Here is a 25,501-nt window from a genome sequence, read left to right on the forward strand (position 1 = left end):
CGGTGGAGCCGCCCCGCGTGCGAGGCGGTCAGCTGAGGCAGACCGCGAGCACCGCGACGTCGTCGGAGGAGGCAGCAGGCAGCATCTGCGCGAGCACGGCGTCCACCAGCTCCTCCAGGTCACCGCAGGTCGCGACCGCCTCGCCGACCACCACCAGCAGCCGGGCGATGCCCTCGGACAGCGCCTGCCCGCGCCGCTCCACCAGCCCGTCGGTGTACAGCAGGATCATCGCGCCGGGCGCGAGCCGCGTGCGGTGCAGCCGCCGGTTGGTGCGCGGGTCCACGCCCATGAGCAGGTCGGTGGTCCTCGCCTCCAGCAGCGAGACCCGCCCGTCGGCGTCCACCACCACCGGCGGCGGGTGCCCGGCGTTGGACCACTGCAGCTCCACCGACCCCGGCAGCACCTCCGAGCCGACCCCGTCCAGCGCCGGGTCGTCGCTGCCGGGCACGGCCAGCCGGACCACGGCCGCTGTCGCGGTGGTCTCCACGCCGGAGGCGCGCATCACCTCGTCGGCGCGGGTCAGCACCTGGCGCGGGTCGTCGGTGCCCACCATGCCCAGCGTCCGCACGATGGAGCGCAGCTGCGACATCGACGCCGCCGCCTGCGTGTCGTGTCCCATGACGTCACCGATGACAGCGACGGCCGCCCCGTCGGGCTGGGTGAAGACGTCGTAGAAGTCCCCGCCCACGGCGGCGGCCTCCGCGGCGGCGACGTAGCGCACCGCCACCTTCACGTGCTCCGGCGCGGCGGTGGGGGAGAGGTCCAGCAGTGCGCGCTGGAGCCCTTCGGCGAGGTCGCGCTGCTGGCGGAACAGGCGGGCGCGGTCCAGCGCGAGGCCGGCGCGGGCGGCGATGTCGGCGCCCAGGGCCAGCTCGGTGGCCTGCAGCGGCGCGGTGGCGCCGTCCGTGGCCAGCGTCATGAGGCCGAGGGTGCGGCCGCGGCTGCGCAGGGGCAGCGTCACCATCGACGTCGGGTCGAGCTGCTCCAGCGAGGTGCGGGCCGGTCCCGGCACCAGCAGGGCGCTGATCATGGCGACGACGTCGGGGGCCTGCGCCCCCTCGTCGTCGTCCTCTGAGCCTGCGCGGGGCGCTGCGCCGAGGGCGGGAGCGGGCAGCGCCAGCACGGCCTGAGCGTCCGGCCCCACCATCGACGCCAGCGCCTGGCGGCCCTCCGGCGTCAGGGAGGTCAACCGGGTGCGCGCGTGCTCGGCGAGCACGTCGAGCCGGGTCTCGTCGCGGTGCCACCAGGCGACGTCGTGCAGGCCCAGGCGCCCCCCGCGGGAGCCCGCGGCCACGGCCCGCTGGCTGTCCCGGGTGGGCAGCGGCAGCTGCACGCCGTCGGAGACGACGGCGAGGACGGCGAAGTCGGCGAGGGCGGGCACCACGAGGTGGGCCAGGCGCTCCAGCGCCTGCTGCGGGTCCACCACCTCCGACAGCTGCCGCGTCACCTCCGCCAGCAGCTGCAGGCGGGCGTGCGCGCCCTCGACGTCGGCCCGCGCCGCCTCGGCCTCCCCGCGGGCGGTCTCCGCCTCGGCGCGGGCCTCCTTGGCGGCGGCGAGCGCGCGGTCGCGCTCGGCGTCCGCGGCCACCCGCGCGGACACGTCGGTCTGGATGCCCACGTAGTGCGTGAGCAGCCCGTCGGCGTCGTGCACCGGGCTGAGCGCCACCTGGTTCCAGAACGCGGTGCCGTCAGCGCGGAAGTTCAGCAGCGTCTCGGTGATGGGCTCCCCGGCGCGCAGCGCCGCGCGGATCCGGCCGGTGGCCGCGCGGTCGGTGGCGGGCCCCTGCAGGAAGCGGCAGTTGGTGCCCACCGTCTGCTCGAAGGTGTACCCGGTCACCGCGGTGAAGGCCGGGTTCACCCAGACCAGCGGCATGTCGGGGGTGCGGGCGTCAGCCACCGTGAACGACAGCCCCGTGGCCAGCACTGCCGCCTCGCGCACCGCTACGCCGTCGCCCGGGGCACCTGCCGCCTGGGCCGCCTGGACCGAGCCGGGCAGGTCCGGGCCCGTCTCACCGCCGGTGGCGTGGGCCACCTCGGCGCGCTGCTGCAGCAGCGCGCGCTCGGCCACCGGGAGGAACACCACCAGGGCGTGGCCCGCCAGGTTGGGCGCGTCGTCCAGCGGCAGCGCCACCACCCACAGCGGCTCGCGGCGCTCGCCGAGGTCGGTGCGGCGGGCGGCGGACACGCCCTGCCCGGCCACCGGCTCGAAGCGCGCGATGCGCGACAGCGGGTGCGCCGTCTCGTCGAGGGGGTCTCCGTCGATGTCGCGCAGGTCGGCGGCGCTGGCCCACTCGTCCACGGTGACCGGCAGCGCCAGGCCCGGGGCCATCTGCCCGGCCACCTCGTTGGCGTACAGCACCGTGCGCGAGGGAAGGTCCACCATGAGCACGGCCGCCGACGCGTCGGGCCGGACCTGGACGACGGTGGTCCGGCGCTCGGAGGACGAGCCCGCAGTCACGGGGTCGGAGCCGTTCACGATCTCGCCTTCGGTGGTCGTCCGCCTCGAGGTCGAAGCGCTCGCCCACCCGGGTGGTGGGCCGGTCGGCCAGGGGAGAGCGATGAGGCACCCCCGTGCCGGTGTCGATGATGTCACCCCCCCGGGTGGTCGCCGCCGGAGCGGTGCCCTCCGTCCGGGAGACGCCCGGTCGCCGCGGACACGGCCTCCGCGGCGGAGGGGTGCAGCGCGACCACCCTGTCGAGCCCGGTCTGCGCGAGCCGCGCCCGCAGCTGCGGACCGGACCCGGCGATGCTGAACCCCGCCCGGTGCGCCAGCGCCCGCTTGAGCAGGCTGACCAGCGCCCCGAGGCCGGCGGAGTCGACGAAGGCGACCCGCGACGCGTCCAGCACCACCACCGCCGGCTCCACCGGCCCCGCCAGCGCCTCGTCCACCAGCTCCCGCCCCTGCACCAGCAGCTCGTGGGCGGAGATGAGGTCCAGGTCGCCCGCCACCTCGAGCACGGGCACTCCCTGGTCGTGGTGGAGCTGGATGAGCAGGCCGTGAGCCATGAGCTCGCCTTCGCCGGGGACCACCGCTCGGCCCGTGGTGGTGCGGATCCCCCCAGCGTCGATCACGTCGAGCTGCAGCGCCCGTCGATCAGCCCCGGACGCCGACAGGGCGCGGCGTCACTGACGGCGTCACTGACCGCGCAGGCCTCTACGGTGCCCCGGTGACCGCGCCCGGCCCCGAGCCGTCCACCCAGCCGTTCCCCGAGGTGGTGACCCTGTGCGGGTCCACCCGCTTCCGCGAGGCCTTCGAGTCCGAGCAGCGGCGCCTCACGCTGGAGGGTCGCATCGTCCTCAGCGTCGGGATGTTCGGCCACGAGGAGGGCCTCGACCAGACCTCGCCCGCCAAGGCCGACCTCGACGCCCTCCACCTGCGCAAGATCGACCTCAGCCAGCGCATCCACGTCATCAACGTGGGCGGCTACGTCGGCACCAGCACGCGCCGGGAGGTCGCCTACGCGCGGGCCCGCGGCGTCGCGGTCACCTACCTCGAGCCCTGACCGCCCACCGCGACCGGTCCCGCGCCGAGGGGGCCGGCGCAGAAGAAGTCCGGCGCGGGAGGCAACCCCGGCGCTCCTGGGACGTCTTGGTGGTGAGGCCATCACCGCGGTGGCGCCCGAGGAGACCCGGTGATGTCAGCAGTGGCCACCACGCACGACGACGACCACCCGCCGCCCGGCCCGGCGGAGGCGGCAGCGCCCGCGTTCGACGACCTGTTCGTCCAGCGCTGGGCCGCCACCGTCCGCCTCGCGCTGCTCCTCGTCGACGACGAGGCCAGCGCCGAGGACGTCGCCCAGGAGGCCTTCACCGGCCTGCTGCGGCAGTGGCACCAGCTGGCCGACCCGAGCCGCGCGCAGTCCTACCTCCACCGGGCCGTGGTCAACGGCGCCCGGTCGGTGCTGCGACGCCGCCGCACCGCCCGCGCCTGGACCCCGCCCCACGCCGCCCCGGGCCCCTCCGCCGAGGAGCTCGCGCTCCTGGACGACGAGCGCCGCCAGGTCATCGCCGCCGTCGCCGCGCTGCCGCAGCGCCAGCGCGAGGTGGTGGTGCTGCGGTACTGGTCCCAGCTCGACGAGGCTGCCACCGCGGAGGCCATGGGCATCACCCGCGGCACCGTGAAGTCCACCGCCCACAAGGCCCTCGCCGCGCTGCACCGCCAGCTCGGCGAGACCCCGCCGCCCACCGGGAGCACGCGATGAGCCAGGACGAGAAGGCGCTGGAGCACCTCGAGCAGCGGCTCGCCCAGGCGCTCGGCGCCCGTGCCGCCCTCAAGACCGTGGAGCCCGCGGCGCTGGGGGAGCGCCTCGCCCGCGTCCACGCCGCCGCCGCAGGCACCCCGGCCGGTGCGGCAGCCGCCACGGCCCCGGTCGTCGAGCTCCCGGTAGCCGGTGAGGACGACGGCGGCTCCCCGGGCGAGCGCCGCCGCTCGCGCCTGCTCCTCGCGGTGGTCGCGTCCGCGGCGGCAGCCGCCGTCATCGTGGCGGTCGCCCTGGGCGCGGGGCACCGCGACGGGAGGGCGCCCGCGCCGGCGGCGACCGCGCAGCCGTCGCCGTCGTCGTCCTCCTCTTACCCGGGGGAGGAGTGGTCTGCCTACCCCGCGCTGGCGCACGCGCAGTGGCCCTCCGACCTCGAGGGCGTCGCACCGCTCGGGCCGGACGTGGTGGCGGGGTCGGTGCGGATGCTCGTCCAGCTCGGTCAGGTGAAGTACTGGGCCGGGCGGACGGCCAGCGGTGTGCTCTGCTGGCGGGTGGTGGGGCCGGGCGTCGACCAGGGTGGCTGCCTCATCGACCCGGCCACGGGCAGGGCCCCGACGGCGAGACTCGTGGAGGTCTCGGACGGGTCGGTCGCACCGCGGGTCTGGCTGGTGCCAGCCGGCGCGACCGACGCCGAGACCGAGCCCCTGACCGCCGAGGGCGTCGTCCCGTACGTGCACGGGGTGTGGGTGGAGGCGAGCGCGTCGCCGTCCTCGGTGGACCGGTACGCGCAGCTGCGCGCGGCGCCGACCGCCGCGGACGAGAAGGCGGCGGGGTTCGAGTACGCGGGGATCAACGCGATCGTGCCGGGTTCGCTGCGGCTCGTCCACGACGGCCCCGAGGGGACGTTCGTGGTGGGGGCGCTGCCGCTGGGGAAGCTGTGCTTCTTCGAGTTCCAGCCCGGCATGGCGGGGAGCATGTGCCGGACACCGCAGGAGCTCGCCGGTGAAGGGGTGATGGTGCGCACCCAGGACGACAGCACCACCGCGACCGCCTGGTTCGTGCCGGACGACGAGGACACCTCCGGCTGGCCGGCGCTGGGGCGAGAGCAGCTGGCGCGGAACCTCTGGTACCGCACGGAGCCGCCCCCGACGCCGGAGCCGGTGAGGTCGTTGACGCCCGAGGAGGAGAAGGCGATGACCGAGCAGCAGCCGGTGGTGGGTCAGGTGGTCGACCGCGGGACCCCCGCCCCGGACGTCGTCGGGCTCACCCAGGCGGAGGCCACCTGGGTCCTGGACCGCTACCACGTCCCGATCAGCGAGGTCACCGTCCGGGACGCCGGGTCGGCACCCTCGGGGATGGTCGTCAGGGCGACGCCCGGCGCGGACGAGTGGGTGCCGGAGGGCACCGGGGTCCACCTGGTCGTCGCGCGGTAGCTGCAACGGTCCCGACGGTGCCGGCGTCGTGGTGGGTGACGAGACGATGGCGAGTCGACGACGAGACGAGGGCGCTCATGGGCCGGCCGGACCAGCTCGGCACCCGGACCCGGGTGGCGGGGACGGCGGCGCTCGTCGTCGTCCTGAGCGGCTGCGGGCAGGCGGGGGTGGGGGAGGCCGGTGCGGTGCAGGCGCCCGGCCCGATCCCCGTGGTCGAGCCGACCTGCATGGCGGACTACCCCTGGTACGGGTCGGCGGCGGACGTCGTCTCCCGCGCGGACGTCGTGGTGCGCGTCGCGGCGACGGGACCCTCGCGCGACTACCAGGACCACCCGCTGCCGCAGGCGGGGATGTCACCGCAGGAGTTCGCGCGGTTCCGGGAGGAGACGGTCCTCGACGCCACCGCCATCACCGTGGAGGCGCTGGAGGTGCTCAAGGGCGACGTCACCGTGGGGGAGAGGTTCGAGGTGGCGCAGAACACGTGCACCGCCCGGCCGCTCCCGGTCGGTGACGGTCGGGAGTACCTGCTGGCGCTGGAGCGGTTCGACCCGGGCCACCCGATGAACCAGCTCAACGACAGCCAGGCCGCGTGGCAGGTGCTCGCCGACCGGACACTGGTGCCGGTGAACCCGGAGAACGACCTCGGCGTGACCAGCGTCGACCAGCTCGCAGCGCTGGTCGGTCACGCCGGTGCTGGTGCTCTCGTTGGGAAGGGAACGGCGTGAGGCCGGCGCCGTGGAGCCGGCGGATGACGCTGGTCGTCGCGGTCATCATGATCGCGATGGTGGTCGTCATCGTCGGGATCATCGTGGTCTACGGGGGTGGAGGGGAGGCTTCTGCGGGCTGAGCGCCCCCGCCGGGGAGCCCTTCCACCGCGTAGCGGCGCTGCAGGTGAGCGGTCGCGCGGCCCCAGTCGCTCGCCGCAGTGCGGGCCTGGTGGGCGCGGAACGCCTCCGGGCCCTCGAACTCCTCGTCGACCTGCCACGTGCGCCCGTCACCGGTCAGGACGACGTCGAACCGCCGGCACCCGGCCTCCGCCCTCGTGAGGCGGACGTGCTCCGGCAGGTGCCCGGCCACCAGCCGCACGTCGTCGGCGGTGGAGCAGAGCAGCTGCCCCGTCAGTCGGACGCCGTCCACGACCGGACGCTAGCCCCCCTCTCCGCGTTCCTAGGCTGCACCCGTGGGGCCGGCCCTCGCCCCGGTCGCCCCACGCCTCAGCGGTGCAGCCCTGCGGTGAGCCCGCCTGTCATCGCAGGGGGCGCAGCCGCCGGTCTCCGAGCACGGCCACGACGGCCTGCCGCTGTTCCGCGGTCAGCCTCAGCGCCAGTGACGTCCCCTGGTCGGCGATCCCGACGACGACGCAGCCCGCGTCCGTCATCACGTCTGCGTCCAGCACGTGCGGGGCGAGGAGCACGAAGGCCGCCCACGTCGCGTCGTCGTGGGCCGGGAGCCAGCCCGTGGTGGCGTACCCGTCCGTGTCGCCGCGGTGGCGCGGGGAGACCGCGTGCAGGTGATCGGCTGCCGCGACGAAACCGGCCGGCCACTCCCCGCGCATCGCGAGTGGCAGGTCCGTCTGCAGCTGGTCGGCCCACGGCCTCAGCGCGTGGAGCACCGCCCGCAGCACCGCCCGGTCGCCGTCACCGTCGTCGTCCTGGTCCCAGGGGTCCACGGTGCACCAGAGCCCGGCGCGAGCGGCCCGGGCCTCGCGCCACCGCGTCCACCAGCGGACGCGGTGCAGCGCGAGGTGGCGGGCGGGGGTCACGTGCACGGTGCGCTCCTCCGGCCTGACCGCTTCGGCCACAGGGACGCGAGGGCGTCGCCGCCCGACCACCGCTCGCCATCGGCGAAGGTGACCTCGGCGAAGGCGTCGGCGCGCGGACCGCGTTCCACGAAGCGGCCTGCCAGCACCGCCTCGACCAGCTGCTCCACCACGGTGGGCGTCTGTTCGTCGACGCCCAGGTAGACGTGGGTGCCGCCGAAGGTGACGGTCACCTCGTCCGGCAGCACCACAAGAGCGATGTGAGCAGCTCCCGGCGCGCGCGGTGTCACGTGGACGAGGGGGATGCCGGAGCCCGTGCCGGGGTCAGCCACACCCTGGCCCACGGCAGCAGAACCGGCCGGGCGCGTGCTGACGGCCCGGTGGACAGCCGCGAGGAGCTGCTCTGCCAGGTCGTCCACACCTCCACGATCAGTGGCGGGCACGGCGTCTGTCGACGTGTTTGCGCAGCGGACGGTCTCCTGCGGTCCGGTCGCGGGCTTGCGGCAGCCTGGGCCCGTGGACGAGCCCGTCGAGCTGGTGACTCGCAGAGGGACGGTGCTCCTGCGCCGGGCGGTGGCGCAGGACGTGGCCGATGTGGTGGCGCTGCTCGCCGACGACCAGCTGGGTGCGAGGCGTGACGCCGTCACCGGTCCCGCAGGGCTGGAGCCCTACCTGCGGGCCTTCGAAGCCATCGACGCCGACCCCGCGCACCTGCTGCTGGTGGCTGTCGGCGCTGAGCGCGAGGTGGTGGCCACGATGCAGCTGAGCTTCCTCCCGGGGCTCGCCCGCCGAGGGGCGCTGCGCGCTCAGCTGGAGGCGGTGCGCGTCGCTGCTGCCCACCGCTCCAGCGGGCTGGGGACGGCGATGGTCGGGTGGGCGGTGGAGGAGGCACGACGACGGAGCTGCGCGCTGATCCAGCTCACCACCGACGCGCGGCGCACCGACGCTCACCGCTTCTACGAGCGGCTCGGGTTCACGCCGTCACACGTGGGCATGAAGCTCCACCTCTGACGGTGGTGCACAGGGTGATAACGGGACCAGGCGTAGCTGGATCGCGGCGGCAGTCAGCCCAGGACGTCGGCGAGGTCGGGCAGCAGTGGGGTGGCGGTGCGGTGGTAGACCCGTCCGGTCGGTGAGGTCCAGGTGAAGGTGCCCGGGGACGGCTGGGTGAGGTCCCAGCCGCCGTGGGTCTTGGCGGTGTGCCAGCGCTGGCAGATGCAGCCGAGGTTGCCGGCTTGGGTGAGTCCTCCGCGCAGACGGGTGGGGGTCGAGGGACCCCAGGCGGTGGTGTGGTCCAGCTGGGTGGCCCCGGCGCGGGCGCTGTGGTGGCAGACCGGGGAGATGCAGACCGCGTCGCGGGAGCGGACGTGGGCGGCCAGCAGCACTGAGGGTCGGTAGGTGACTTCGATGCGGGTGGCGGGGTCATTCGGGTCGGGGGCGGCGGTCTGGGCCAGCAGCACCGCCAGGTGCTGGGTGGTGCTGCGGGTGGGGAGGGTGTTGGGGGCGGGCAGGGTCCAGCGGGAGCGGTGGGTCAGCACCCCGGTGGTGGGGTCGGCGACCAGGCGGCGCCAGCGGGCAGCGCGCACAGCGGTGCGGGTGATGTGGGGGGCGAGGCGTCCGATGCCGGGGACGTGGCCGAAGGGTCCGTACCCGGCCAGGGCGCGGCGGGCGGAGCGGGCAGCGCGAGCAGCCCGCAGCCGCTGCTGCCCGCTGCCGGTGGGAGTGCCGGTGGGAGTGCCGGTGGGGCTGCTGTCGGTGCTGGCGGAGGCGGAGGCGGAGGCAGGCGCAGGCCCCCCGGTGGCCCGGGCGCTCTGGGCGCTGCGGGGGCGCGGCGGGGTGGGCACCGGCGCCGTCGTGGGCTGGCCGGTGGGCCTGGGGGAGGGGGCTGCAGTTGTGGGGCGGGGTCGTTCTCGTGGCGGACAGGGTGGAGCGCTGCTCGGTGGGGTCCCGGAGGTGTCAGAGGTCTTGGAGGTGTCAGAGGTCTCGGCGGTGTCGGCCAGCGGCCGGCTCGGGCTGCTCGGACCCGGCGGCGGGTCCTCACCACCTGGGCCGTCACCTGGGCCGTCGCTCGGCCCGTCGCTCGGCCCGTCGCTCGGCCCGTCGCGGTCATCGGGGCCGTCGGGCCCGTCGGGGTCTTCGGGGTCGTCCAGGTCGGCGAGGTCATCGGCCAGGACCACGATGTGGATCTCGGAGAGCCGGGCCCGCTGCTCAGGGGTGGGGATGGCCACCGGCTTGCGGGTGTCCGGGACCAGACGGCTCACCGGCGCCGGCGGCTGGGCTCCACCGCCGAGGCCGTCGGAACCGTCGAGGCCGTCGGAGCCGTCGGAGCCGTCGGCGTCCTCGTCGACGTCGTCCTCGTCCTCGGCGGCGTCATCCTCGCCGTCGTCGAGGTCGTCGTCGACGTCCTCGTCGGCGTCGTTGCTGGGCTGGGAGGTGAACAGGTCATCCGCGCTGGTGGGTCCCCCGGTCCTCGCGCTGGAGGGGGTGGGCTCACCCAGGACCTCGGCGAGGGCCTGCGGGGTGAGGCTGAAGTCACCGACCACCAAGCTGACCAGCACGTCCGCGCGCAGCTGCCCCAGCGACCGCTGCTCCTTCTCCTGGGCCTGCTGGCCCTGGTCGCCGGCAGCACCAGGGTCAGGGTCAACTCCAGGGTTGGTGTAGGTGTCTCCGTCCTTGGCGTTGGCGGCCACCTGCTGCAGCACCTGCCACACCCGCGCCGCATCAGAGGCTTCCAGCGTGGCCACCACCTGCCGGCACCCCGGCACCGCAGAACGACGCAGCACCACATCGCGCTCTTGGATCCCGGCGGCCATCGCCCGGGCCGCGTACCCGGGGTCAGCAGCCAACGCTGCTTCCTCCAGCACCCCTGCTAACCGGGCCCGGCTCAAGGTGGCCGCTGCGGCCACCGCCGCGGCCTCCACCTGCGCCCGGGCTGCCTGCCCGGCTGGGCCCTCCGGCAGGCGGCGGCAGACCTCAGCGAGCACGTCCAGCTGGGCGGGGGTCATCACTCCCCGGGTCAGTGCTTCCTCAGCTGCTGGGAGCTGGGTGAGCTGGCGGGCCAGGCCCACCAGGGCGGTGGCGGTGCGCCCGGCGATGCGCAGCACCGGGGCCAGCTCATCAGAGGCTGGGCGGCGGGTGTCCTTGGCTGCAGCGCGGGTGGGGTTCTCGGCGAGCTTGGCTGCGTCCAGGCCGTTGATGCAGGTGAGCTTGAGGGCGTGCAGGTAGGAGGTGCAGCGCTCAGCGGCGGCGGTGACCTCGGTCCACTCCCGACTGGACAGTCCCAGCCCGCCTGGCCCCTGGACGCCGGCGACGTCGGCGACGTCGGCGACGTCGGTGGGGTCGGCGACGTCGGTGGCGCCGAGGGCTGCGTGCAGGGCGTCCAGGGTGGCGATCTGGGTCGGGCCGGGCTCATCGGCCAGTGCGGCGGCGATGGCGGGGCGGATGCGGCGCCGCTCGGCGATGGACCCGGTCAAGGGATCGCTCAGCAGCTGCTGGGTCCACCAGGGACGGCTGAAGCGGACCGGCCCCCCGCCGTCGTCCTTCGGCACGTCAACGCCGTCGTCGTCTAGGTCGGCGTCCAGGTCGAAGGTGTGCGCGTCCCAGGTGCCGGGCTGGTCGGCGTCGTCGCCGACCGCCCAGTCCGGGGGTGCGCTGGTGGTCATGGCGGAGACGTTAGGGGTCACCACCGACAGTCCGGTGGTCCTCGTCCCCGCAGGTCAGGACCGTGATCACAGTCTCACGGAACGTGACAGCAGGCCCCCAGCTGGATGCCCGTGGCGCGCCCACCGCGTGGGTGGGATGCACCTGCAGGCCGTGAAGATCGTGCGGCGCGCGACACGTGCCTGACCGCACTACCTTCGGTGGATCTTCTGGATCCCGGGGCGTGGTGAGGGAACGGACATGACCACCCAGCGTGCGACCCCGGTGGGCGTCGACCCCGTCCTGCACCTGGCGACCCCCGCGGAGCTGGGAGCGCTGCACCTGCGTCACGCCCAGCGGCGGCACCTCGCAGCGGCCGTGCTGGACCTGGCCGCCCGGGGGCGCCTCCGCGTCGCCGACGCCGGGAACGACGCGACGGTCGGCTACGCCCTGGACTGGTACCTCCTGCTGCCGGGGGAGGCGCCACCGGTCGGCGTGGACGCCACCGTGCTCGCGGAGGTCCGCACCGCCCATCCGCGGCACGCACCGTGGACCGAGCCTGGATCCGAGCCTGCTGTCCCTGAGCGGCAGGACGCCCTGCGCGAGCACGAGCAGCGGCTGCTGACCCTCGTCGCGGACACCCCCAGCAGGCTCCTGTCGCGGGTGCGCGCTCACACGGACCTCCCGCGGGTGCTGGCGGCCCTGGACCACGACGTCGTCGAGCGCGGGTGGTTCGCCCGGAGCTCCCGGGTGCTGCCCGCCGGGCTGCTCGACCACCTGCACGGCGTGCACGCGGGACGACGACGGACCCGCGACGGCGACGAGGTCGCCGCGAGGCTGAGGGCTGCGCGAGCCGGTCTGTCGAAGCACCGCCCCGAAGCCCCTGCTGTCGCTGACCTGCTCCCGACGGCCGTGGCGCTCGGACTGCTCGACCTGTGGACGGCGCACCTGGGCCAGCTGCGGCCACCGCCGCCGTCGTGGTTCACCCCGGGGCGGTCGACCACGGCACGGGGGTGGCTGGGGGTGTGCGGGGTGGCGACGGCGATGTCCGTCGAGCCTCCGCCCGGCGGCGGTGCCGGGTCGGGCTTCGTGGGTGGGGCCGGCTCCGGGGGAGGCTTCGCCTAGCTCTCCCCGCGGGTCCCTCCCAACCGCAGGGCCTCCCGGAGCGTATGCAGGGGCGAGGAGGTGGGGGATGCGCCCAGCACCACGGCCGGCACCGTCGGCGACCGAGGAGTCGTTCGACGAGTTCGCCGCCTTCGCCATGCCGCGGCTGCGTCGCGTCGCCTACGCCTACTGCCGCGACTGGCACCACGCCGACGACGCCGTCCAGGGAGCGCTGGAGCGGGTCTACGGCGCCTGGTCGCGGGTGCGTCCGGGCGACGCCTACGGGTACACCCGCACCACGCTGGTCCGTCTGCTCGTCTCGGAGGGACGTCGACCGTGGCGCCGCCACAAGATCTCCACCGACGACCCCACCGCCCACGAGCACCCCCGCAGCGGCTCACCGCTGGTCGCGAGCCACACCGGCTCGTCCGAGCACGACCTGCTCTCGCTGCTCGCCGACCTCACGCCCGGGCAGCGGGCCGTGGTGGTCCTGCGCTACGTCGAGCACCTCTCGGTGGCGGAGACCGCACGCACCCTCGGGTGCAGCGAGGGCACGGTCAAGAGCCAGACCCACGCCGCCCGGCAGAGCCTGCGCGTGCTCCTCACCGACCAGTCCGACCCGTCACAGCAGGGAGCGTCACGATGACCCGACCCCAGAGCGCGCCGGGCGGTGACCACGCAGCGGTCGACCTCGACGTCGTCGACGACCCGGACGCCACGTCGGAGGAGCGGGCCCTGGACGCCCGCCTCGCGCACCTGCTCACCGACCGGGTGCTGGCGCTGCAGCCACCGCCGTCGAGGATCGACCTCGCGGCCGCCAAGGCCCGCGTCGACGCGGCCCGACGACGTGCGCGCCGGCGCCGCGCCTGGGCGGTCGCAGGTGCGGGAGCAGCCGCTGTGACCGCTGCTGTCATCGTCGTGGCGACCGGGATCGTCGCCCCTCCTGAGCTCGGGGTCTACCGGCCCGCCAGCTCCGGCCGTGGCGAGGGCGACCCGGCCCAGCTGCGCGCGGGCGTCCCCGACCTCCCGTCCGACGAGTCGGCGCGCCTCGAAGCCCTCCAGCCGCCCCAGCCGCCCCCGGCGCTGCGCGGCGGGAGGGTCCCGCTGCCGTTCCGGGAGTTCACGACGGCGGTGGACTGCGACACCACCGCGTTCGGGCTCGGTGTGCAGCCCGCGGAGCTCGACGGTCTGGACACCAGCCGCATGACGCAGGCGTGCGCCGTGTCGGACCAGGCGGGATCCGCGCTCGGGACGGACGGGGAGCTCTCGCACGACCGGTACCTGTACCGCTTCTACCTGCCGCCCGGCATCGACCTCGGCGACGCCGCCCCGGAGGACGCCACCGCCAGGGGCATCTCCTGGACGGAGGTGGCCGTCGACCAGCCCGCGCAGCCCGTCGTCGCCCGCGACGCACCGCGCGACCCCGACGGCGGGGTGACGACCATTCGCTGGGGTGCCTGGGACCCCGCGCTGGCGTCGGTGCGTCGCACCGACGGCTCCAGCAGCGAGATCACCTGGGCCGAGCCCAAGAAGATCTCGCAGGAGGGTGACGCTCCCACCCTCGCCGTACGCGCGTCGGTCGCGGCGGCGCCGGTGACCGCGGTGCGGGCCGCGCTCGGGTTCGTCAACCAGGCCGGGATGCGGGTGGTGCGCTCGAGCGACGGGTCCCTGCTGCTCGTGCCGTCGTCGCCGCCGGTGGTCTCGATGCAGGCGCTCGGGGGCGGGCGGCTGACCCGGACCCCGGAGGGCTGCTTGGGGCTCGACGACGCGGGCGGGTTCCGGCTGGTGCGGTGGCCCTACGGCACCACGTGGGACCCGGTGGCGCAGTCGCTGACCGTCCCCGGAGCCGGAGTGGTCCGGCTGGGGCAGGACGTGCAGCTCGGTGGAGGGGAGGGTGGCAGCCTCGCGCCCCTGGGGCTGCTCCCCGCCGGGTGCGTCAGCGAGAAGACCTGGTTCGCCGCGTCCCCCCTGTGACGGCGAGGGTGCTCCGTGTGACGCCCTGGCGCGCTGCAACACCGCGGTCGCCTGCGGCGTCCTGCTCTGAGGACGACGACGGGAGGCGCGTGCGGTGCGGACGCTGTCAGCAGCCGCAGGGGTCAGCGGGGCAGCAGCCCGAGGGAGGCGACGAGCAGCCCGGTGAGGACCACAGCGAGCACGCCGAGGACGACGCCGACTGCCACCCCCAGCAGCAGTGCCCGTGACCGCCGCGCGAGCTGACCACCGGTGGTGCCCGTCGCCGGGCTGTCGGCGGCCACCACCGCCGGGGCAGCAGGCGGGACAGCAGGAGGGGTGGGGGCGGAGGGAGGCGCGGAGCGCTGAGCGGGCACGGGGGCGCTCGTCGTCGTCCGGAGCGCGGTGGTGCTCGTGCTGGTCCGGGTGCTGGCGTGGGCCGCCGGCTGCACCGGGAGCGGCTCCGTGGCGGGGAGCACCACCTCGAGCGCTCCGGTCTCCACGAAGGCCACCCGGTACGCGTGGCCCAGGTGGGCCGGCGGCTGGCGCAGGCGCACGGGCGCGTCGTCAGAGGGTTCGTCTCGGGACGGCGGCTCGGCGGCGACGGGGGCAGGCACTGCGGCGGGGCTCCTCGGGGGTCGGGGTGCCCGTCACCTCCCGGACACCGCTCGAACACGCTGGTGTCACCCCAGGTTAAGGCGCCGAGGTCTGCTCCGGGGGGATCTCCAGGGGGACGCGTCAGCGCGTCGCGTCGTGGACCACCCGTCCGTCCACCACGGTCAGCGCCACCCGCACCGCGCCGCGCACCACGTCGGCGGCGACCCCGTCCGCCAGCGGGTCCGCCTCCAGGGCCACCACGTCGGCGACGTCCCCGACCGCCACCGCGGACCGCCCCCGGGCGCTCGCCGCGAGCGCCTCCGCCGTCGTGATCGACTGCTCGGGGTGCCACGGCGGCCGCGGCCCTCCGCGTCCGCCGTCGGCGAGGGCGCGGGGGTCGGTGCGGTCGACGGCGGCGGCCACGGCCAGCCACGGGTCGAGCGCTGCGACGGGGGCGTCCGAGCCCATCGCCAGCCGTGCGCCGGAGTCGAGCAGCGCGCGCAGCGGGAAGGCGCGGCCGGTGCGGCCGCGCCAGTGGACCTCGGCGACGTCGCGGTCGTCGAGGAGGTGGGCGGGCTGCACGCTGGCGACGACGCCGAGCGCGGCGAAGCGGGCGACGTCGTCGTCGGCGACCAGCTGGGCGTGCTCGACCCTGCCGCCACCGCCGACGACCTCCAGCGCGTCCAGCGCCGACCGCACGGCGGCGTCGCCGATGGCGTGCACCGCGGGCGTGAGGCCGCCGGTGCGGCCACGGCGCAGGAGGTCGAGCAGCGCGTCGGGCTCCCAGGTGAGCTCCCCGTAGCTGCCGGGGCCGCTGCGCCCGGGGTAGGGCTCGAGGCAGCAGGCGGTGCGGGTGTTGAGCGACCCGTCGGTGATGACCTTCAGGGGGCCCGCCACCACCAGGGGCGCCGAGCCCGGAGCGCTGTCGGACAGGGCTCCGGCTCCGCGCACCCCGCGCGCCAGCACCTCCTCGAGGTGCTGCGGGTAGGTGCCGGCCTCCACCCGCAGCCCCGCCGACGCCGCCCGTCCGGTCCCGCTCGAGCCGGCGCGGCGCGCCCACACGGCCACCGTGCCGCCGGGGGAGTCGGTCATCTCCAGGTCCACCACGCCCACCACGCCGCGGGTGGCGGTTTCCGCGAGCGCGTCGGCGACGGCGGCGTCCAGCTCCGCCTCGCCGACCCGGCCGAGCGCGCGCTGCACCGCGAACGCCGCTTCCTCGCGCACCAGCCCGCGCTCGTCCGGGACCACGCCGAGCGGTGCCGCGACCTGCTGCGCGGCGGCGGTGGACAGCCACGCGCAGTGCAGGTCTCCCGAGACGAGCACCACGGGCCGCGCAGCGGCGCGGTCGAGCAGGGACGGCGACGGCGCGTCCGGCCAGAGCCCGTCGCGGAAGCCGAAGCCGACCAGCACGCCGGCCGCGGCGGCCGTGCCGCGCTCGGCCGCCGCCCGCTGCGCCACCGCCGCCGCGGCCTCGGCGGCGCTGGTGGCGCCGGAGACGTCGAGCCGGCGCCGCACCTGCGCCCACTGGCCCAGGTGGACGTGCTCGTCCCACAGCCCCGGCAGCAGCCAGCGCCCGTCCAGGTCGACCACCCGGTCGGGGACGGCGCCCGTCGTTGTCGTCGGCGTGACGGAGGCGACCCGTCCGCGGTCGAGGAGGACGTCGACGAGCCCGTGCCTGCCGGCGGGAACCCCGGCGAGGCGGCAGCGGCGCAGCAGCAGAGCGGCGGTCACGCCCTCATCCTGCGGGGAGGAGACTCCTGGGGTGGACGAGGGGACGGGCGGGCGTCTGCTGAGCGGGCGCGAGGTGCCGCTGGGCGGCGTGCGCGGCATGAGCGTGCAGCGGTGGCTGCCGCACCGCGAGGTGCCGACCGTGGGGGCGTGGTGCTTCCTGGACCGGATCGGGCCGCAGCGGGTGGACATGCGCGTGCAGCCGCACCCGCACACCGCGCTGCAGACGGTGACGTGGCCGCTGACCGGACAGATCCGCCACCGCGACAGCACCGGGTCGGACGTGGTGGTGCGCCCCGGGGAGCTGAACCTCATGACCGCGGGGCGGGGGGTCTCCCACAGCGAGTTCTCCCTCGGCGACCAGCCGCTGCAGCACGCGGTGCAGCTGTGGGTGGTGCTGCCGCGCGAGCAGGACGGGTGCCCGCCGCGGTTCGAGCAGCAGCGCGAGCTGCCGGTGCTGGAGGTCGGCGGTGCGCGCGGCGGCGTGCGGGCCACCGTGCTGGTGGGGTCGCTGGGCGGGGCGACGTCCCCGGCGGGCGTGGCGCCTGGGCTGGTCGGCGCCGACGTGGTGCTCGACGAGGGTGCGGACGTCGAGGTGGAGGTGGACCCGGCGCACGAGCACGCGCTGCTCGCGCTCGACCCCGAGGGCGGGGCCCCGGCGCTGCGGCACTGGGCCCCGGGCCGGGCCAGCCTGCGGCTGCGCCACGCCGACGGCGCCCGGCAGCTGCTGCTCGGCGGGGTGCCCACCACCGACGACCTGGTGATGTTCTGGAACTTCATCGGCCGCACCCACGAGGACGTCGCCGCCGCCCGCGCCGACTGGGAGGACCCGGACGCCGCCGCCGAGCGCTTCGGCCGGGTGCCCGGGCACGCCGCGGGCGAACGGATCCCGTCGCCGCCGCTGCCTCCGGTGCGCCTCACCCCGCGGCGCCCGCGCCCCCGCCGGGTGGTCGAGCCCGGGGAGGCCCCCGCCTTCAGCTGACCTCAGCCCAGTCGCACGGCTGCGGTCCCCGGCAGGGGGACAGAGCCGTCGAAGTCACCACCTCGCCCGTCCCCCCTGCCTAGGTTCGCCCCCACACCGAGCGTCTGAGGGGGGACCGGTGGCAGAGGAGTCCTGGAACGAGGCGCGGCTCATCCCGACGTCCGGCATCAACGGTGCGGAGGAGGCTGAGCGGCGCGCGACGTCTGCGCTGCTCGCGGTCATGTCCGCGGTCAAGGAGTTCGGGAGGGCCCTGGTGCAGCCGCTCGGCGCGCCCGCGGGCGCGCTGCAGACGTTCATCGAGGTGCCCTTCTCCCTCGGGGAGCGCCGCCTGTACCCGGACGGCCTCATCCGCTGCGCTCGCGGCCAGAGGTCGTGGACCGCCCTGGTCGAGGTCAAGACCGGCACCAACGAGCTGCAGCGAGACCAGCTCGAGGCCTACCTCGAGATCGCCCGCTCCCAGGGCTACGACTGCGTCATCACCATCTCGAACGAGATCTCCCCCGCCGCGGGTGTCCACCCGACCACCGTCGACAAGCGCCTCCTGAAGAAGGTCGCCCTCCACCACTGGTCCTGGTCCCAGGTCCTGCACGAGGCCGTGATGCAGAAGGAGCACCGCGGCGTCGCGGACCCGGACCAGGCGTGGATCCTCGGTGAGCTCATCCGCTACCTGGAGCACCCGCGCTCCGGAGCCCTGGAGCTGGACGACATGGGGCCGGGCTGGGTGCCGCTGCGAGAGGCCGTCACCGCTGGCACCCTCCGCGCGTCTGACAAGGCGCTGCCGCAGGTCACGGCTCGCTTCGACGCACTCCTGCGCTTCGCGAGCCTCCGGCTGGGGCGCAACCTCGGGACCGACGTCACTCCCGCGCTGAGCCGGCGCGAGCTCAGCGACCCTGGCCTGCGCGCCCAGGCCCTCTCGTCGTCGTTGGTCTCGTCAGGAGTGCTCGACGGCGCCATCCGCATCCCCGGCACCGTCGCGCCCCTGACGATCGAGGTGGACCTGCGCTCAGGGCGCATCACGTGCGCGGTGGAGGTGGAGGCGCCCAAGGAGGGACGCCAGACGACCCGCGTCAACTGGCTGGTCCGCCAGCTCAAGAGCGCCCCTGAGGACGTCCGCGTGGAGGCGAGCTCGGTGCGGAGCCGGGGTCCGGGCGCGGTGGCGCTGCTGCGAGCCGTCAGGGAGGACCCTTCGGTCCTCGTGGAGGACCCCCAGCGGGACCTCAAGGCCTTCCGGATCGCTCGCACGTCTCCGATGGGGTCCAAGCGGGGCCGGGGGCGCGGCAGCTTCATCGACTCCGTCCTGGCCGCCGTCGAGGACTTCTACGGCGACGTCGTCCAGCACCTCAAGGCGTGGTCGGCGGCACCGCCGCGCCTGCGCGAGCCCGTCGAGGAGCTGCCGACCCACTCCGCGCTGGACTCGAACGCGCTGTCCTCCCAGGACGGCGCAGAGGTGGCGGTGGACGGGGCTGGAGACCTGGCAGCCCCCGGGCAGACCGTCTGACCCCGGCCCTCGTCGCAGCCGAGCCCCTGGCTGCAGAGCTGGGTGGGCCAGGAGCCGAGCAGCGTCAGCGCGCGGCGCCGGACTCCGCGCCGGCGCGCTCGCCGTCGTCGTCCTGAGCCGCCGGGTGGGCGGCGCCGGGCTCGGGCGAGTCCTTCTCGAAGGTCGCGATGACCGTCTCGAAGCCCTTGTACGTCTCGCTGCGGGCGTAGCCGGTGTACGCGCGGACGTCCTGCGGGGTGAGGTCGACGTCGTCGGTGAACGGCGTCAGCAGCGCCCTGGGGTAGAGCCGGCGCTGGCGCACCACGTTGATCTCCGCGGCGAGCACCAGCGCCATCGACTGCAGGTACAGCCACGCCAGCAGCCCCAGGACGACGCCGAAGACGCCGTACACGTCCCCGGCGTGCTGCAGGTACGCGCCGGCCATCCGCGCGAACACGGTCTGCAGCGCCTCCCACAGCGCGGCGGCGACGAACGCGCCGATCGCCACGTTGCGCCAGCCCAGCCGGACGGCCGTCAGCACCCGGAAGACGACCACGAAGATGCACGTGTTGATCGCGAACGGCACCAGCGTGCCGGCGGCCAGCAGCAGCCCGCCGCCCACCGGCACGGCGTCGGCCAGCTGGGGGAGCACCACGGAGATGGCCGTGGCCACGACCGCCAGCAGGCCCAGGGCCAGCATGAGCACGATGCTGCGCAGCCGGGACAGGACCGGGTTGGGCTGCTTGTAGCGCGGCACGGCGTAGATGCGGTTCAGCGCCGCCTGCGTGGCCTGCATGACGCCCATGCCGCCGTACAGGGTGCCGAGCGCGCCGATGGTCAGCGCGACGCCGCTGCCCCGCAGGCCCGTGATGCTCCCCTGCAGGGCGCTCCCGAGGACCGGCACGCCGGCGAGCGCGTCGATGGTGCCCGTCACGGCCCGGCTGGACAGCTCGGGGTCGGCCCCGGAGAAGGGCTGCAGCACGAAGCCGAGCACCGAGACCAGGAGCAGCAGCAGCGGGAAGACGGAGACGAAGCCGTAGTAGGCCATGAGCGCGGCGAGGTGCGGGCCGCGGTCGTCCGCGAACTTGTAGACGACGGCGAGGGGGAAGGCGCTCGCGGGGTGGCGGCGCTGGAACGCGTCGATGCGGTCCGTGAGCTTCTGGCCACCGGGCACGCGCGTCATCCTGCCCGAGCGCCGATCACGCGGCGCGCCGGCGTCACCGGGACGGAGGCCGTCGAAACCCTCGCGAGAGGGCTGCTGCGCACCGGCGTGTCACGATCAGATCACGGTTCCGACCTGGGATGTTTGGGGGTTTCCGTCACTTCCCGGTACTTTCTGTTCGCTCCCGGATCCGATCCGGGAGCCCTCGTCGCGCACGCCGAGCCCCTGCCAGCGCGTTCGAGGCCCACGACCCGAATGGCAGGGGACGGGGGAACCACTTCCGGGCGCGCTGCTCTTCGGAGCGTCGTCGCGTCCTCGGGGTGAAGCTCGCCTAGCGAGCCGGGGGACCTCACCTCCCGAACCCGACAGCTCACCTCGCAGGCGTCGGAGAGGCTCACCCCCCATGTCGCTGACCCCTGCCGTCACGCCTGCCCGCAAGCACAAGCGGGCCCTGACCCGGCTCGTCGCCGGCCTCGCGCTCTCCGGTGGCCTGGTCGCCGGTGCCGCGATCCCCGCCAGCGCCGCGCCCGTCCTGAACAGCGGGGCCGTCCTGGCCACCGCCAGCCAGTACATCGGCACCCCCTACCGCTACGGCGGCACCACCCCGTCCGGCTTCGACTGCTCGGGCTACACCCAGCACGTCTACGCCATGAACGGCATCTCCATCCCGCGCACCGCCGACGCCCAGATGGACGCCAGCACCCGCATCAGCGCCTCCCAGGCGCGTCCGGGCGACCTGGTCTTCTTCGTCAGCGGCGGCAGCGCCTACCACGTGGGCATCTACACCGGCAACGGGAAGATGATGGACGCCCCGCGCGCCGGGAAGTCCGTCACCGAGCGCTCCATCTGGAGCAGCAACGTGGTGTACGGCCGCTTCTGAGCGAACCGATCGGCACGCACCCCCCTCACCTCCTCGGCGGTCTCCGCCGGGTGGGCGAGGGGGGTGCATGCTTGTCAGGTGGTGCACCAGGTGGAGCCGGACTCGCAGACGGCCGACGACGACGGGCGGGCGGGGCGGTGAAGGCCCCGGCCTGGGTGCCCGTCGCGTCCTTCCTGGTCTCCCTGGGCGCGTTCGTGCTGGTGCGGACGCTGACCCGCGGCCTGCCGTGGTGGCTGTCCGTGGCGCTGGCCGTGGTCGCGATGCTCGTGGCCGGGCGCGTGGCCGCGGTGGCCGCTGCCGACGTGCTGGTGCGGCTGCGCCGGCGCGCTCAGGCGCGCGGGGCCGTCAACCGGTCGTAGAGCTCGGGGCGGCGGTCCAGCCACAGGTCCGAGGACCCGCTGACCAGCTTGTCGCGGGAGGACTCCAGGTCCACGTCCGCCCAGGCGGCGCCGCGGCCCGGTCCGGCCGCCGCCAGCAGGTGCCCGCTGGCCGAGACGATGCAGCTGCCCGCCGTCCACCCCGGCCCGCTGCGGTCGGCGCACACCACGGCCACCCGCTCCAGCCTCGCCGTGGCCGCTGCCACCAGCTGTCCGTCCGGGCCGCCGCCCTCCCCGGGCTGCGCCGCCGGCCACGCCACCGGCACCGCCAGCAGCTCCGCCCCGGCCAGGCTCGCCGTGCGGGACCACTCGGGGAAGCGCAGGTCGTAGTCGACCAGCACCCCGATCCGCCCGTGGGCCGTCTCCACCACCGGCGGCGGGGCCGACCCGGCGGCGAACACCACGCGCTCGCGGTCCCACAGGTGCGCGCACCGGTAGACCGCGCGCAGGCCGGTGGCGTCCACCACGGCGGCGCTGTTGTACAGCTGCCCGTCGTCGCCGGCCTCGCAGAACCCGCCGACCACCACCGACCCCTGCCGGGCGGTGCACGCCGCGGCCCACGCGGCGAACACGCCGTGGCCGGGGGCCACCGCCACCGCGCGGGCCTGCTCGGCGTCCTCCAGCACCCCGCCGGTGGTGACCAGCTGGGGGAGGACGACGACGTCGGCCCCCTGCCCCACGGCGTCGCGCACGACGTCGGCCGTGAGCTCGGCGTTGGCCGCCAGGCCGTCGGGGACGGGGGCCAGCTGGCACGCGGCGATCCTCGTCACGCCATCCATCCTGCCCGCCGGACGCGCCCGCGTCCCCGTGAGGGAGATCAGAGACCGGCGAGCGACCCGCCGTCGCGGCCGTGCAGCGACAGGTAGCGGGAGGGCCGCTGCGGTCCGCCCGCGGGCGGGCGCAGGTCAGCGACGACCCGCTCCACGCGCCCGCAGCGCGCGCAGCGCATCGCCACCACGCCGGCGGGCTCCACGCCCACCAGCTCGAAGCCCCGGCCTCCGCACGCCTCGCACGTCACCGCAGGTCACCTCCCCGTCCGACCGCCCATCCTCTCCTTCGAGGATCGGCACGCGCCCACCCTGCCCCCAGCGGGCTCGCCCGGACGGGTGAACGCGCCGGCCCGCAACCCCCGCGGCGGCGTGGCGCGCACGGGTGTCGTCGTTCCCGCCCGCCGCGCAGCCGGTCGCGCCAGACTCGTCGGTGGGGCCGCTGTGGCGGATGGGCTCCACCGTGACGGGAGGGCGCAGACATGGGTGTGCTGGACAAGCTGATGAGGCGCTCCGACGGCGCCCGCCGCTTCTCGCTGTCCGCAGGTGTCCCGGCACCGGCCGTGACGGGGCAGCCGCCCGCGGGCGTGGCGGTCATGCCGCTGGCCCTGCGAGGAGCCGAGCTGGGCGCCCTGCGCGCCGCCGACGCCGCAGGCCGCGCCGTGACCCTGCCGCTGTCCGTGGTGGCCGAGGTGGCCGCGCGCGCCGAGGGCGTCGTCCCCGACGCGCCGGGCTCCGTGCCGGGTTCGGTGCCGGTGCCCGCGACCCGTCCCGCGCACGAGCACGGCTACGCCGTCCTCGACGTGGTGACCAGCGGACCGTCCCCCCTGCACGACCGGCTGCTCGAGGTGGCCGTGGTCCAGCTCGACGCCGACGGCGCCGTGGTGGGGGAGTGGACCTCCCTGGTCCGCCCGTCCGTCACCTGCCCCGGCACCGCCTCCGCTCGGGACGACGACGCCTCGCTCGACCTCGCCCGCCTGGCCGCCACCGCCGGCGCGTCCCCGGAGGAGCTGGCCAGCGCCCCCACCCTCGCCGACGTCGCCGCCGAGCTGGTCGCCGCGCTGTCAGGCCGGGTGCTCGTGGCGCACAGCGCCGCCTCCGACCTCGCCCACCTGCGCGCCGAGCTGGCCGCCGTGGGCCTCGTGCTGCCCGTGGCCCCGGTGCTGTGCACGCTGGAGGCCAGCTGGCGCCACCTGCCCGGCCTGCACCGCCGCCGCCTGGTGGACTGCTGCCGCGCCGCCGGCGTGGCGCTGGACGGCGTCCCGACCGCCCTCACCGACGCCCGCGCCGCCGCCGGACTCCTGCAGCGCTACCTCGCCCGCTCCGGCGAGCGCGGCGAGGCCCAGGCCGCCGTGGTGGCCCGCGCCGCGGCCACCCCCTGGCCCGCGGTGGAGGTGCCGCCGATGAGCTCTGCCGCGCCCCGCACCGACGCCCCGCCCTCGCTGCCGTCGCTGTACGGCCGCTCCGCCGAGCCCGGGCGGCTCGCCGTGGTGCTGGAGTCGCTGGCGCTCGACGGACCCGACCTCCCGCTGCCCGCGGTCGCCGCGCACGTGGAGCTGCTCGCCGAGGCCCTGGCGGCAGGACCCCTGGACGACGACGCCGCCCGCACCCTCGCGCTCCTGGCCGACGCCGCCAACCTCACCCGCGCCCAGGTGCGGGCCGCCTCCCGCGGCGTGGTGATGGCGCTGGCGGCGGCGGTCGGCCGCGAGCCCACCGCCGGGGAGGTGGAGCGCGAGGAGCTGCTCACCGCCGCGCGCGTCCTGGCGGTGGACGTCGACGACGTGCTCGCCGCCCTCACGGCCGCCGCCGTGGCCACCGGCTCGGTGCCGCTGGTCGGCGCCGCGGCGCCCACCGCCGGTCCCGGCCCGCTGACCCAGGCCCTGGCGGCGGTGCGCGTGCCCGCCCCGCGCGCCGAGCGCGCCGAGCGCGCGCCGCGGCCCGCCGTCGACCTCACCGAGGCGTCGGCCCGTGCAGCCGTGCGCACGTGGGCCCGCCAGCGCGGCCTCGAGGTCAGCCCCCGCGGCAAGCTGCCCCGCGCCGTGGTCGAGGCCTACGAGGCCGAGCGCTCCGGCCTGGTGCCCACCGCCTGACGGGGCAGGGTGCATGAGGGTGCTGGGCGCATGAGGGTGCTGGGCGCATGAGGGTGCTGGGCGCGGACGTCTGGGACGGGCGCTGGGTCGGGGTGGTCCTCGACGACGCCGTCGACGGCGCGTGGGTGCGTGCCCACACCGCCGACAGCGTCACCGCTCTCGTCGCGGCGGCGCAGCGGGACGGGCCCCTCGCCGTCGTCGGCCTCGACATCCCCATCGGCCTGGCCGAGCACGGCCACCGGGCCGCTGACCTCGCCGCCCGCGAGGTGCTCGGCGCGCGGCGGTCGTCGGTGTTCGTGACACCCGTGCGCGCCGCGCTGCGGGCGGCCACGCACGCCGAGGCGGTGGCGCTCTCCCGCGCGGCCACGGGTGCCGGCGTGAGCGTCCAGGCGTACGGGCTGCGGGCCAAGGTGCTCGAGGTGGACTCCTGGGTCCGTGACCTCCCGGCGCCGGCGCACCGCGTGGTGGAGGTGCACCCGGAGGTGGCCTTCGGCCGGCTCGCGGCGCTCACCGCGGGTGACGGCGACGGCTGCCTGCCGCTGCCGGACCGCAAGAAGAGCTGGGCCGGCGCCACCCGGCGCAGGGCGCTGCTGGCCGGCGCCGGCGTCGTCGTCCCCGACGAGATCGGTGAGGCCGGGCGCGCGGCCGTGGACGACGTGCTGGACGCGGCCGTGGTGGCGTGGGTCGCCCTGCGCGTCGGCCGCGGGGTGGCGCGCCCGCTGCCCGACCCGCCGCAGGTCACCCCCGACGGCTGGCCGGCGGCCGTCTGGGCGTGAGGGTCAGGAGATCGGCTGGTTCTGGTAGCCGTCCTGGGTCCAGTAGCCGTTGGTGCTGCTGGGTGTGACCCCCGGGGTGCCGAGGCAGCCTCGGTCCGAGGCGGTGACCGTGGCCGGAGGGCGGTTCGCCGAGAGCGCGACGATGCGGGTGGAGACGCCGACGATCCGACCCAGCCCCGAGGTGTCCGGGCCGGCGGTCGAGCTGGTCCCGACGAGGCAGAAGTCGGTCGCGGTGGCCCACACCACCGACACCTTCACGTCCTTCGAGGTGCGCAGGGACGTGCCGGCGAGGTTGAGGGCGCGTGCCGTCGGGAAGGTGCCGTCGGCCAGGCCCTTGGTGCGCACCTCGGTGGCGATGTTCCGCAGGTCCGAGGTCAGGGCCGTCTCCGCGGCCTTCTGCCGCTGGGTGAGGAAGACCGGGACGGCGATGGCCGCCAGGACCCCGATGACGATCATGACGACGAGCAGCTCGATGAGCGTGAAGCCCGAGTCGCGGTGGACGGTGCTGTGGTGCTTCCTCACGTCGATGCTTCGGCACCGACGACGGCCGAGCACAGCGACCACGTCCCACGCCACCCCAC

Annotated in this window: 26 protein-coding genes and 1 riboswitch; of the genes, 14 read left to right on the forward strand and 12 right to left on the reverse strand. The window is 75.8% G+C overall.

What is annotated here, in order from left to right; translation table 11 throughout:
* Nucleotides 1-28: 28 nt before the first annotated feature.
* The gene (locus H7K62_RS04550; protein WP_186716758.1) at nt 29-2,476 is read right to left on the reverse strand and encodes a SpoIIE family protein phosphatase; all 2,448 of its coding nucleotides are present in this window, start codon (nt 2,474-2,476) and stop codon (nt 29-31) included.
* Nucleotides 2,477-2,589: 113 nt separating this feature from the next.
* Nucleotides 2,590-3,072, reverse strand: a complete 483-nt coding sequence (locus tag H7K62_RS04555; RefSeq protein WP_186716759.1) for an STAS domain-containing protein — start codon at nt 3,070-3,072, stop codon at nt 2,590-2,592.
* 95 nt (nt 3,073-3,167) lie between these two features.
* Here H7K62_RS04555 and H7K62_RS04560 point away from each other — a divergent pair, with 95 nt between their 5' ends.
* The 4 genes from H7K62_RS04560 (at nt 3,168) to H7K62_RS04575 (ending at nt 6,357) form a co-directional block, all read left to right on the forward strand.
* Nucleotides 3,168-3,503, forward strand: coding sequence for a hypothetical protein (locus H7K62_RS04560; protein ID WP_186716760.1), 336 nt, complete (start codon nt 3,168-3,170; stop codon nt 3,501-3,503).
* A gap of 132 nt (nt 3,504-3,635) precedes the next feature.
* Complete coding sequence (locus H7K62_RS04565) at nt 3,636-4,202, forward strand: SigE family RNA polymerase sigma factor (RefSeq protein WP_186716761.1); 567 nt, start codon at nt 3,636-3,638, stop codon at nt 4,200-4,202.
* A complete protein-coding gene (locus H7K62_RS04570) occupies nt 4,199-5,632 on the forward strand; it encodes a PASTA domain-containing protein (RefSeq protein WP_186716762.1) in 1,434 nt (477 codons plus the stop codon). Before H7K62_RS04565 ends, H7K62_RS04570 begins: the two co-directional genes overlap by 4 nt.
* Before the next feature lie 77 nt (nt 5,633-5,709).
* Entirely contained in the window at nt 5,710-6,357 is a 648-nt protein-coding gene (locus tag H7K62_RS04575) for a hypothetical protein (RefSeq protein ID WP_186716763.1), read from the forward strand.
* Between the two features lie 88 nt (nt 6,358-6,445).
* Here the strand turns inward: H7K62_RS04575 and H7K62_RS04580 are convergent, their stop codons facing one another.
* From H7K62_RS04580 to H7K62_RS04590, 3 genes are all read right to left on the reverse strand, one after another.
* Nucleotides 6,446-6,769 (reverse strand): putative quinol monooxygenase, encoded by a 324-nt coding sequence (locus tag H7K62_RS04580; protein WP_186716764.1) that lies wholly within the window; start codon nt 6,767-6,769, stop codon nt 6,446-6,448.
* A gap of 109 nt (nt 6,770-6,878) precedes the next feature.
* A complete protein-coding gene (locus H7K62_RS04585; protein WP_186716765.1) occupies nt 6,879-7,400 on the reverse strand; it encodes a hypothetical protein in 522 nt (173 codons plus the stop codon).
* Nucleotides 7,391-7,810 carry a hypothetical protein gene (locus H7K62_RS04590; RefSeq protein ID WP_186717109.1) on the reverse strand — a complete coding sequence of 140 codons (420 nt, stop codon included), beginning with the start codon at nt 7,808-7,810 and terminating at the stop codon, nt 7,391-7,393. The genes H7K62_RS04585 and H7K62_RS04590 overlap by 10 nt, the downstream gene beginning before the upstream one ends.
* A gap of 97 nt (nt 7,811-7,907) precedes the next feature.
* On the opposite strand from H7K62_RS04590, the gene H7K62_RS04595 reads away from it, so the two are divergent.
* The gene (locus H7K62_RS04595; RefSeq protein ID WP_222437081.1) at nt 7,908-8,402 is read left to right on the forward strand and encodes a GNAT family N-acetyltransferase; all 495 of its coding nucleotides are present in this window, start codon (nt 7,908-7,910) and stop codon (nt 8,400-8,402) included.
* A gap of 53 nt (nt 8,403-8,455) precedes the next feature.
* Here H7K62_RS04595 and H7K62_RS04600 read toward each other — a convergent pair whose 3' ends face one another.
* Entirely contained in the window at nt 8,456-11,053 is a 2,598-nt protein-coding gene (locus tag H7K62_RS04600; RefSeq protein WP_186716767.1) for a hypothetical protein, read from the reverse strand.
* A 238-nt stretch (nt 11,054-11,291) separates the two neighbouring features.
* On the opposite strand from H7K62_RS04600, the gene H7K62_RS04605 reads away from it, so the two are divergent.
* The 3 genes from H7K62_RS04605 to H7K62_RS04615 all read left to right on the forward strand — a co-directional run bounded on the left by H7K62_RS04605 (nt 11,292) and on the right by H7K62_RS04615 (nt 14,108).
* Nucleotides 11,292-12,155, forward strand: coding sequence for a hypothetical protein (locus tag H7K62_RS04605; RefSeq protein WP_186716768.1), 864 nt, complete (start codon nt 11,292-11,294; stop codon nt 12,153-12,155).
* A gap of 67 nt (nt 12,156-12,222) precedes the next feature.
* A complete protein-coding gene (locus H7K62_RS04610) occupies nt 12,223-12,780 on the forward strand; it encodes an RNA polymerase sigma factor (protein WP_186716769.1) in 558 nt (185 codons plus the stop codon).
* The gene (locus tag H7K62_RS04615; RefSeq protein ID WP_186716770.1) at nt 12,777-14,108 is read left to right on the forward strand and encodes a hypothetical protein; all 1,332 of its coding nucleotides are present in this window, start codon (nt 12,777-12,779) and stop codon (nt 14,106-14,108) included. The genes H7K62_RS04610 and H7K62_RS04615 overlap by 4 nt, the downstream gene beginning before the upstream one ends.
* 122 nt (nt 14,109-14,230) lie before the next feature.
* Here H7K62_RS04615 and H7K62_RS04620 read toward each other — a convergent pair whose 3' ends face one another.
* Nucleotides 14,231-14,641 carry a hypothetical protein gene (locus H7K62_RS04620; protein ID WP_186716771.1) on the reverse strand — a complete coding sequence of 137 codons (411 nt, stop codon included), beginning with the start codon at nt 14,639-14,641 and terminating at the stop codon, nt 14,231-14,233.
* 181 nt (nt 14,642-14,822) lie between these two features.
* Entirely contained in the window at nt 14,823-16,412 is a 1,590-nt protein-coding gene (locus H7K62_RS04625; RefSeq protein WP_222437082.1) for an amidohydrolase, read from the reverse strand.
* A 31-nt stretch (nt 16,413-16,443) separates the two neighbouring features.
* Between H7K62_RS04625 and H7K62_RS04630 the strand changes: the two genes are divergently transcribed.
* Both H7K62_RS04630 and H7K62_RS04635 read left to right on the forward strand, forming a co-directional pair.
* Complete coding sequence (locus H7K62_RS04630) at nt 16,444-17,391, forward strand: pirin family protein (RefSeq protein WP_222437083.1); 948 nt, start codon at nt 16,444-16,446, stop codon at nt 17,389-17,391.
* A 118-nt stretch (nt 17,392-17,509) separates the two neighbouring features.
* Nucleotides 17,510-18,889 (forward strand): hypothetical protein, encoded by a 1,380-nt coding sequence (locus tag H7K62_RS04635; protein WP_222437084.1) that lies wholly within the window; start codon nt 17,510-17,512, stop codon nt 18,887-18,889.
* Between the two features lie 64 nt (nt 18,890-18,953).
* Here H7K62_RS04635 and H7K62_RS04640 read toward each other — a convergent pair whose 3' ends face one another.
* Complete coding sequence (locus H7K62_RS04640) at nt 18,954-20,042, reverse strand: YihY/virulence factor BrkB family protein (protein WP_186716773.1); 1,089 nt, start codon at nt 20,040-20,042, stop codon at nt 18,954-18,956.
* Nucleotides 20,043-20,261: 219 nt separating this feature from the next.
* A riboswitch (cyclic di-AMP (ydaO/yuaA leader) is annotated at nt 20,262-20,427 on the forward strand.
* A gap of 6 nt (nt 20,428-20,433) precedes the next feature.
* Between H7K62_RS04640 and H7K62_RS04645 the strand changes: the two genes are divergently transcribed.
* A complete protein-coding gene (locus H7K62_RS04645) occupies nt 20,434-20,910 on the forward strand; it encodes a C40 family peptidase (RefSeq protein ID WP_186716774.1) in 477 nt (158 codons plus the stop codon).
* A 137-nt stretch (nt 20,911-21,047) separates the two neighbouring features.
* The gene (locus H7K62_RS04650) at nt 21,048-21,269 is read left to right on the forward strand and encodes a hypothetical protein (protein WP_186716775.1); all 222 of its coding nucleotides are present in this window, start codon (nt 21,048-21,050) and stop codon (nt 21,267-21,269) included.
* On the opposite strand, the gene H7K62_RS04655 is transcribed toward H7K62_RS04650, so the two are convergent.
* Both H7K62_RS04655 and H7K62_RS04660 read right to left on the reverse strand, forming a co-directional pair.
* Nucleotides 21,239-22,057 carry a nitrilase-related carbon-nitrogen hydrolase gene (locus tag H7K62_RS04655; protein ID WP_186716776.1) on the reverse strand — a complete coding sequence of 273 codons (819 nt, stop codon included), beginning with the start codon at nt 22,055-22,057 and terminating at the stop codon, nt 21,239-21,241. The two genes, H7K62_RS04650 and H7K62_RS04655, sit on opposite strands and share 31 nt — an antisense overlap.
* A 47-nt stretch (nt 22,058-22,104) precedes the next feature.
* Nucleotides 22,105-22,305 (reverse strand): hypothetical protein, encoded by a 201-nt coding sequence (locus H7K62_RS04660; protein ID WP_186716777.1) that lies wholly within the window; start codon nt 22,303-22,305, stop codon nt 22,105-22,107.
* A gap of 231 nt (nt 22,306-22,536) precedes the next feature.
* On the opposite strand from H7K62_RS04660, the gene H7K62_RS04665 reads away from it, so the two are divergent.
* Complete coding sequence (locus H7K62_RS04665) at nt 22,537-24,144, forward strand: Lsr2 family DNA-binding protein (RefSeq protein WP_186716778.1); 1,608 nt, start codon at nt 22,537-22,539, stop codon at nt 24,142-24,144.
* A 47-nt stretch (nt 24,145-24,191) separates the two neighbouring features.
* Nucleotides 24,192-24,920 carry a DUF429 domain-containing protein gene (locus tag H7K62_RS04670; protein ID WP_186716779.1) on the forward strand — a complete coding sequence of 243 codons (729 nt, stop codon included), beginning with the start codon at nt 24,192-24,194 and terminating at the stop codon, nt 24,918-24,920.
* Between the two features lie 3 nt (nt 24,921-24,923).
* On the opposite strand, the gene H7K62_RS04675 is transcribed toward H7K62_RS04670, so the two are convergent.
* A complete protein-coding gene (locus H7K62_RS04675) occupies nt 24,924-25,442 on the reverse strand; it encodes a type II secretion system protein (protein WP_222437085.1) in 519 nt (172 codons plus the stop codon).
* Nucleotides 25,443-25,501 lie beyond the last annotated feature (59 nt).

This window comes from Quadrisphaera sp. RL12-1S (assembly GCF_014270065.1).
In the GTDB taxonomy this organism is placed as follows: domain Bacteria; phylum Actinomycetota; class Actinomycetes; order Actinomycetales; family Quadrisphaeraceae; genus Quadrisphaera.

Coding starts and splice junctions, on each gene's coding strand:
- H7K62_RS04570 (WP_186716762.1), top strand. CDS start 4,199: ATGAGCCAGGACGAGAAGGCGCTGGAGCACCTCGAGCAGCGGCTCGCC.
- H7K62_RS04665 (WP_186716778.1), top strand. CDS start 22,537: ATGGGTGTGCTGGACAAGCTGATGAGGCGCTCCGACGGCGCCCGCCGC.
- H7K62_RS04605 (WP_186716768.1), top strand. CDS start 11,292: ATGACCACCCAGCGTGCGACCCCGGTGGGCGTCGACCCCGTCCTGCAC.
- H7K62_RS04645 (WP_186716774.1), top strand. CDS start 20,434: ATGTCGCTGACCCCTGCCGTCACGCCTGCCCGCAAGCACAAGCGGGCC.
- H7K62_RS04565 (WP_186716761.1), top strand. CDS start 3,636: ATGTCAGCAGTGGCCACCACGCACGACGACGACCACCCGCCGCCCGGC.
- H7K62_RS04575 (WP_186716763.1), top strand. CDS start 5,710: ATGGGCCGGCCGGACCAGCTCGGCACCCGGACCCGGGTGGCGGGGACG.
- H7K62_RS04615 (WP_186716770.1), top strand. CDS start 12,777: ATGACCCGACCCCAGAGCGCGCCGGGCGGTGACCACGCAGCGGTCGAC.
- H7K62_RS04670 (WP_186716779.1), top strand. CDS start 24,192: ATGAGGGTGCTGGGCGCGGACGTCTGGGACGGGCGCTGGGTCGGGGTG.
- H7K62_RS04600 (WP_186716767.1), bottom strand. CDS start 11,053: ATGACCACCAGCGCACCCCCGGACTGGGCGGTCGGCGACGACGCCGAC.
- H7K62_RS04610 (WP_186716769.1), top strand. CDS start 12,223: ATGCGCCCAGCACCACGGCCGGCACCGTCGGCGACCGAGGAGTCGTTC.